This window comes from Pseudomonadota bacterium (genome assembly GCA_010028905.1).
Lineage (GTDB): Bacteria > Vulcanimicrobiota > Xenobia > RGZZ01 > RGZZ01 > RGZZ01.
Genome location: RGZZ01000242.1, coordinates 1 through 7,543 on the forward strand (window position 1 = coordinate 1; position 7,543 = coordinate 7,543).

Annotated in this window: 9 protein-coding genes; 7 read left to right on the forward strand and 2 right to left on the reverse strand. The window is 68.3% G+C overall.

Going from position 1 to position 7,543, the window contains the following annotated elements:
* The 5 genes from EB084_15500 to EB084_15520 form a co-directional block, all read left to right on the forward strand.
* Positions 1–276 (forward strand): hypothetical protein (locus tag EB084_15500; GenBank protein ID NDD29663.1); only part of this gene is annotated, 276 nt, incomplete at its 5' end.
* A gap of 165 nt (positions 277–441) precedes the next feature.
* Entirely contained in the window at positions 442–1,935 is a 1,494-nt protein-coding gene (locus tag EB084_15505) for a circularly permuted type 2 ATP-grasp protein (protein ID NDD29664.1), read from the forward strand.
* Positions 1,935–2,087, forward strand: a complete 153-nt coding sequence (locus EB084_15510) for a hypothetical protein (GenBank protein ID NDD29665.1) — start codon at positions 1,935–1,937, stop codon at positions 2,085–2,087. Before EB084_15505 ends, EB084_15510 begins: the two co-directional genes overlap by 1 nt.
* Positions 2,081–2,821: an alpha-E domain-containing protein gene (locus EB084_15515; protein ID NDD29666.1), complete on the forward strand. Its 741-nt coding sequence runs from the start codon at positions 2,081–2,083 to the stop codon at positions 2,819–2,821. Before EB084_15510 ends, EB084_15515 begins: the two co-directional genes overlap by 7 nt.
* A complete protein-coding gene (locus tag EB084_15520; protein NDD29667.1) occupies positions 2,811–3,731 on the forward strand; it encodes a transglutaminase family protein in 921 nt (306 codons plus the stop codon). The genes EB084_15515 and EB084_15520 overlap by 11 nt, the downstream gene beginning before the upstream one ends.
* A 10-nt stretch (positions 3,732–3,741) precedes the next feature.
* Here the strand turns inward: EB084_15520 and EB084_15525 are convergent, their stop codons facing one another.
* Positions 3,742–4,692, reverse strand: coding sequence for a hypothetical protein (locus tag EB084_15525; protein ID NDD29668.1), 951 nt, complete (start codon positions 4,690–4,692; stop codon positions 3,742–3,744).
* 6 nt (positions 4,693–4,698) lie between these two features.
* Complete coding sequence (locus tag EB084_15530; GenBank protein NDD29669.1) at positions 4,699–5,403, reverse strand: DNA-binding response regulator; 705 nt, start codon at positions 5,401–5,403, stop codon at positions 4,699–4,701.
* A gap of 252 nt (positions 5,404–5,655) precedes the next feature.
* On the opposite strand from EB084_15530, the gene EB084_15535 reads away from it, so the two are divergent.
* Together EB084_15535 and EB084_15540 are read left to right on the forward strand one after the other, a co-directional pair.
* Complete coding sequence (locus tag EB084_15535; protein ID NDD29670.1) at positions 5,656–6,411, forward strand: hypothetical protein; 756 nt, start codon at positions 5,656–5,658, stop codon at positions 6,409–6,411.
* On the forward strand, positions 6,408–7,022 hold the full coding sequence (locus EB084_15540) for a uridine kinase (GenBank protein ID NDD29671.1): 615 nt from the start codon (positions 6,408–6,410) through the stop codon (positions 7,020–7,022). Before EB084_15535 ends, EB084_15540 begins: the two co-directional genes overlap by 4 nt.
* Positions 7,023–7,543: the final 521 nt, after the last annotated feature.

The window sequence follows — 7,543 nt, forward strand, 5'->3', positions numbered from 1 at the left end:
CTCGACGCCGCGCTCTCGTCCGTGACGCCCGCCCAGCGGCAGCGCTACCTCACCGCCGGCCACGCCCCCGCCGTGCTCAACGACCGAGCGGTCTCGAGCGGACCGGCCTGGCTGAGCTCAGGCGTTCTCGACGCAAAGCACGCCACCGTGCAGTCGAGCGTTCTCGACACGGGGCCCAACGCCCCCTTCGGCACGAACGACATGCACTACGTGAAGGCCCTCGCACCAGACGCGGCCATCGAGTGGGTTCTGGTGGACGGATTGCGCGGGGCCTAGTGCTGCGCCTGCGCAGCACGCCCATCAGGCTTGACGACGGGCCGCGGCCATCGCGGCCCTCGTGCTGCGCAGCACGAACAGGCCACCTCGGCGGGAGGTTGCAGGGTGCGGTGCGAACATGCCTGCACCCTGGAGCTATCGCTCCAAGCCGATCAGGAGCCCCGCGTGCAGATCGACTACCCCCTCGACGGCTTCTTCGACGAGGTGTTCAGCGCACCGCACCACCCCCGTCCCCACTACCAGAGCCTCATCCGCCGGCTGGGCGAGCTCACCGAGCGCGACCTGAACCAGCGCGAGCTGCTGCGTGACGAATCGTTCCGCATGCTGGGCATCACGTTCACCCTCGGGAGCGACCTCGAGCGCCCCTTCCCCATGGACCTCTTCCCGCGGGTCATCCCGGCCCGCGAGTGGACGCGCCTCGAGCAGGGCCTCATACAGCGGGTGCGCGCCCTCAACGCCTTCATCGATGACGTGTACAACGAGCGCCACGCGCTGCACGACGGAATCGTGCCCTGGTCGCTGGTGCTCTCGTGCAAGGGCTATCGACGACAGATGTGCGGCTACTCGCCGCCGGGCGGCGTGTGGGCGCACGTGGCCGGCATCGACCTGGTGCGCGACATCAACGGCGAGTACCGCGTTCTCGAAGACAACCTGCGCGTCCCGAGCGGCGTGTCGTATGTTCTCGAGAACCGCGGCGCCATGAGCCGCGTCTTCCCCCGCCTCTTCACCGATGGCTACAAGGTGCGACCGGTCGACGTGTACCCGACGGCCCTTCGTCGCGCGCTGGGCAGCGTGTCGACGCGAGGCCGCACCGATCCGGTGGTGGTCTCGCTCACGCCTGGCATCTACAACTCGGCCTACTTCGAGCACGTGTTCCTGGCACGCCAGATGGGCATCGAGCTGGTGGAGGGGCGAGACCTCGTCGTGCTCGACCACTCGGTGTTCATGCACACCACCCACGGACTGCAGCGGGTCGATGTCATCTACCGTCGCATCGATGACGACTTCCTCGATCCGGTGGCCTTCCGCCCCGACTCGGTGCTGGGCGTGCCGGGCCTGCTGTCGGCGATTCGCGCGGGCAACGTCACGGTGGCCAACGCAATCGGCACAGGCGTGGCCGACGACAAGGCCATCTACGCCTTCATCCCCGATCTGATCAAGTACTACCTGGGCGAGAAGCCCATCATCAAGAACGTGCCCACCTACCTGCTCGAAGATCCGTCGCAGCGCGAGCACGTTCTGGCGCGCCTCGATCAGCTGGTGGTGAAGGCCGTGGGCGAGGCTGGCGGCTACGGCATGCTCATCGGCCCGAAGGCGAGCGACAAGGACATCGCCGACTTCCGCCGCAAGATCGTGGCCGATCCGCGAAACTACATCGCGCAAGAGGTGGTGCAGCTGTCGCGCGCCCCCGTCTACAACGGCGGCCGCGTGTACCCGGCCCACATCGATCTGCGGCCGTTCGTGGTCACGGGCTCGCAAGGTTCGTTCGTGCTGCCAGGGGGCCTGACGCGCGTGGCGCTGGTGGAGGGCTCGCTGGTGGTGAACTCGTCACAGGGCGGCGGCTCGAAGGACACGTGGGTGCTCGAACGCTCGAATGTGTCGACAGCCACGCCATCACGGCCCACGGTTCTCGAACCGGCCGGGCGCGGGAGGTCTTGATGCTCGCACGCATCGCCGAGAACATCTACTGGCTGGGTCGCTACGTGGAACGGGTCGATGACATGCTCCGCCTGCTCGAGGTGCAGGAGGAGACCGGCGGGAGGTCTGCGGCCTCGAAGGGTCAGGCGCCAGCACCCGCGCCGAGGTGGTGAGCACCCTGCTGCTGGCCGAGACCGATCACTCGATCCGCACGGCCGTGCGCAGGGCGCGAGAGAACGCGCGCATCGTGCGCGACCGCCTCACACTCGAGGTGTGGACCGCGGTGAACGGCTTCTACCTCGGGCTCGAGCGCCGCGCCCAACGCGCCGACCTCAGCCTGCCCGACTCGCTCTACGAGTGGATACGCGAGCGCTGCGACCTGATCTGGGGCGCCATCGACAACACGCTCATCCGCGATGACGGATGGGCATGGCTCAATGCCGGGCGCTATATGGAACGCACCAGCATGACGGCCCGCACCCTGCTCGTCATGGTGCCGCGGCTGTTCGACCTCGACGAAGCCTCCATGCATCGCTGGCTCACCCTCCTGCGGTTCGTGAGCGGAAGCCACGCCTTTCGCCGCGTGTCGAGCGGCCTGGTGCGCTCGAAGGACGTGGTGTCGTTCGTGATGCGCTCCGACGTCTTCCCCCGCTCGCTCACCTACTCGGCCCGCGAGGCTCATCGCGCCCTCTTCTCGGCCGGCCACGACGCCACTCGCGCCGCGCGGCGCCTGCAGCGCCTTCGCGCCGATCTCGACTTCCGCCACGCCGATGAGGTGATGGCGCGCCCTGAAGCGTTGCTGCGCGAGGTTCTCTCCGACCTCGACGCCGTGCACGCCGACCTCCAGGGAGAGATCTTCGGATTGGAGCCGGTGCTTCTCGCCACCGAGTTCAACAGTGCGCTATGAAGTAGAGCATTCAACGGTACTCACCTACGGCGGCGAGGTCGCGCGCAGCTACAACCAGCTGCACCTGCGCCCCCTCGATACCCCCACCCAGCGCCTGCTGCGCTACGACGTGGTGATCGAGCCCACCGCAACACCGCTGCGACACGTCGACGCCTTCGGCAACACGGTGGAGAGCTTCAGCATCTCGACGCCGCACAGCCGCCTGCGCGTGCACACCCGCTCGTCGGTGGAGGTCATCGGTCCTGTCCCGTGCAGCGAGGGCCCCAGCTGGGCCGAGCTCGACCGCCTGCGCACCGAGGGTCCTTGGTTCGAGCTCACCATGCCGAGCCGCTACGTCGATCCGAAGGCAGACTCGGCAACTGCTCGAGCCCTGCGCAGGCACCCCACCCCCGGCGAGGCCGTGCGCGCGCTGGCCGCCCAGATCAAGGCCCGCTTCACCTACGACACGCAGGCGACCTATGTGGGGCGCACGGTGCGGGCCCTGCTGCTCGAGGGGCGCGGCGTCTGCCAGGACTACTCGCACTACTTCTGCAGCGTGGCGCGGGCCGCGGGCATCCCCGCGCAGTACGTGAGCGGCTATCTCGCCACCGAAGACCCGTCGCAAGAGGTGGCCAGCCACGCCTGGGTCGAGGTGGTGTGGCCCACGGGAGGCGTGCTCGAGCTCGACCCCACCAACGGCGAGGCGCGTCGCGACCGACGCATCCGCGTGGCCGTGGGGCGCGACTACGATGACGTGCCCCCGTTGAAGGGTGTGTTCTTCGGGCGCGGCGACCAGAAGCTCGAGGTGAGCATCGCGCTGCGTGCCGACTCTGACAAGACGGTGCGCAAGCCCAACCACAAGGTGCTCGCGCGACGGCGCCTGCGCGAGCACGACGAGTCGGCCCAGCAGCAGCAGCAGCAGCAGCAGTGATGCCCTGAGGCTACCCTGCCTGCACCGGCGGCATCGGGCGGGTGATGCGCGGGGTGACGGTCTCTTCGAGGGGGATGAAGACGCGGAACACGCTCCCCTTGCCGAGGGTGCTCTCGACCTCGACCCGCCCGTGATGCGCCTCGGCGAGCGCCTTCACGATGGCCAGCCCCAGGCCGCTCCCCCCAGTGGAGCGGGCCCGCGCCGAGTCGATGCGATAGAAGCGATCGAAGAGGCGCGGCAGGTGCTCGGCGGCGATGCCGATGCCGTCGTCGCGCACCTCGACAACGCCCATGTCGTCGCGCTGCCCCACACTCACGACGATGTTCCCGCCGTGCTCGGTGTAGCGCAAGGCGTTGCCGATGAGGTTCACGAGCACCTGGCGCAGGCGCTCCGGATTTCCGAGCACCAGGGGTTCAGCCCCACCATCGTCCATCGACAGGGTGCGATGGACGGCCAGCACCCGCATCTTATCGACGGTCTCGCGAGCCAGCACATCGAGTCGCACCGGCTCGAGGCGCAGCGGCGTGCTCTGTGTCTTCGAGAGCAGCGAGAGATCTTCGACGAGGGTGATCAGGCGCGCGATCTCGCGCTCGGTCTCTTCGGCCACCTCTCGCCGCGTCTCTTCGTCGAGGGGCTTGCCCAGCAGATCGACGTTGGTGCGGATGACCGTGAGCGGATTGCGAAGCTCGTGCGAGGTATCGGCGAGCATGAGGCGCTGCGCTTCGAGTATGCCTTCGAGGCGCTCGACCCCCTTGTTGAACGCGCGAGCGATGCGCGCCGCGTCATCGACCTCGCTCTGGCTGATCTCGACGCGCTTCGAGGCGTCACCCGACGCGACGATCTCCTCCGCGGTACGCACAACCCGGCGCAGCAGCGCGACCTGGGCGCGCGCGCGATGCACGACCACCGCGAGGGTGATCAGGCTGAGCACGGTGACGGCGGTGAGTACCTGCACAGACATCACGGCTCAGCCCTCGCGCAGGGCGTACCCCACGCCGCGCACGGTCTGGATGAGCCGCGGGAGCCCGTCGACCTCGAGCTTCTGTCGCAGGCTCTTGACGTTCACGTCGATGATGTTCGACTCGCCCATGTGGTCAGAGCCCCACACCGCCGCGAAGATCTGATCGCGATTGAGCACCTGGCGCGGATTGCGCAAGAGATACGCCAGCAGGTCGAACTCGCGCTGCGAGAGCGCAATGGCCGTCGTACCGCGAAAGACCTCTCGCGTGCCGAGATCGAGGCGCAGGTCGGCATAGCCGAGCCCCTCGCCTGAGGGGGCGCCATCGACGGGCGCCGCACCAACCCTCGCCCGACGCAGCAGCGCGCGGATGCGGGCCAGCAGCTCTTCAATGGCAAACGGCTTCACCAGGTAGTCGTCGGCCCCGATGGCCAGACCGGTCACGCGATCGGGAACCGTGTCTCGCGCGGTGAGCATCAGCACGGGCACCTGGCTGAAGCGGCGCAGCCGCTCGGTGACCTCGAACCCATCAAAGCCCGGCAGCATGACGTCGAGCAGCACGAGGTCCGGACCCAGCCCCAGCTTCTCGAGAGCCTCCGGGCCGCTCTCGGCGGTCTCGACCCGATACCCTTCGAAGACCAGACGGCGGCGCACCGATGAGCGCACCGCGGGATCGTCTTCCACGAACAAGATGAGCGGGGTGTTCTCGGGCATTGCACGATGCGTTTCTGTGCGCCGCGCAACGGCCCCTGTATGCCCTGCAACAGCCCCTTTGCGCCCGGCGCAGACCCGACCTGTGCGATGCGCCTCCCTCCGGCGGATTGAACCTGATGCGTCGGCTTCGCCACACCCGTGTGGCAGGAGCGGCAGGGTCTGATATTGAACCTGCGGGCCCGCCAAGAAGCCGTGCTGGCTGTTCGCACCTTGGCGGCCCACCCGCCCATACGGCCGTGCACGCACGGCCCCATGAAAGGGGAGAACATGAACACGCTCTGTGCGCGACTCGCCCTGGCCACGGCCCTCACCGCCAGCCTCTGCGGTCGCCCCGAGGCCGTCTCGGCCGCCCCGCTCGTCCCAGCGCGGCCAACGCCAGCCCAGGCTGCACCCCCACTGGCCTACGTGGCCGACATGCCGGCCATCTTCGAGGTCAGCGACCCGAACCGCCCCGCTGTGGCAGCCCGCGCGCGCGTTCCCGCGAAGCCCTCGCGCACCGCCGAGGCCGCGCCGAAGCCCGGCCCGAACATGCGCCCGCTGCGCGTGATGGCCACCGCCTACGCGCTTCGCGGACGCACCGCCGGGGGCACCCTGACGCGCATGGGCACCATCGCCGTCGATCCCCGTCTCATCCCCCTGGGCACCCGCCTCTATGTGCCAGGGTACGGCTGGGGCAAGGCCCTCGACACGGGCGGCGCCATCCGCGGAAACGTCATCGACCTGTGGATGCCCTCGAACCGCGCGTGCTTCGCGTGGGGCGTGCGCAGCGTGAACATCATGGTCGAGGTGCCCGATCGCCACGCAGTGGCGTCGAAGCGCCCCACCACCCTCGCCAGCCGCGGTGGACGGCCACGCAAGCCGAAGCCCCACGCGGCCGCTGCGCCCGCAGGCTCCGCTTCGACCGCGACACCGGCCGCGGCGCCCGCCAAGTCGTCTTCGGGCGCAGGTGCAGGCGCGTCGAAGGCCCCGTCGCATTCGACGCCTGCAGGCCACACGTCAACGCCATGAAGCGTCTCTTCATCGGCATCACGGGCGGCTCGGGTTCCGGCAAGACCACGGTGGTGCGCAAGATCGTCGAGAACCTGCCGCCCGGCAGCGTGGTGGTGGTTCCGCAAGACGCCTACTACAAGGACAACGCACACCTCAGCTTCGAAGACCGGGCAAAGATCAACTACGATCACCCGTTCGCATTCGACAACGATCTGCTCATCACGCACATCAACGACCTGCGCGACGGCAAGACCGTGCCGCAGCCCATGTACTCGTTCATCACGCACTCGCGCCTGCCCGACGTGCTCAACGTCGAGCCGCACGTCTGTGTCATCGTCGAGGGCATTCTCATTCTCGAAGACGAGCGGCTGCGCAGCCTGCTCGACATCAAGGTCTTCGTCGACACCGACGCTGATGTGCGCTTCATCCGCCGCATGCGGCGCGACACTGTCGAGCGCGGTCGCTCGGTCGACTCAGTGGTCGATCAGTACATGAGCACGGTGCGCCCCATGCACCTGCAGTTCATCGAGCCCACCCGCCGCTACGCCGACGTGGTCGTGCCCGAGGGCGGCGCCAATGACGTGGCCATCGATCTGCTGGCCGCACGGGTGCATCAGCTGCTGGGGTAGCCGCCGCAGGCTGTGCGGCATTCGCTCCAGGCTGCATGGCGTTGGCCGCAGGCTGCGCGGCATTCGCGGCGCGGTGCGCGCTGCGTCTGTTCGGTCTTCGTCTTGCCGAACAGGGTTTCAGGAAACGTTGATCGAGCGCCACGCTACAGCTGTTCGGCCAAAGCCCCGCCCGCTGCACTCACGCCAATCGCGCCCGCTGCTTTCACCACAGCCCCGCTCACAGGGCCACGCACGATCGCGCGGGCTCACAAGACGCGAAATAAACTCCCCGAAAAGAACATCCCCACTAACAAGGGCCACACCGAAGCCTGCACTGCCTCACGCCACGGGCTCCGCAGGACCGGCGTACCTCGCGGGCACCTGCAGCCACCTCGCTGATCTGCGAACGCTCGGTTGCGCGGGTACACCAGTCACCTCGCCGATCCGCGAACGCCTCGTTCGCGCGGGTACACCAGTCGCCTCACTGATCCGCGAACGCTCGGTTGCGCGGGTACACCAGTCGCCTCACTGATCCGCGAACG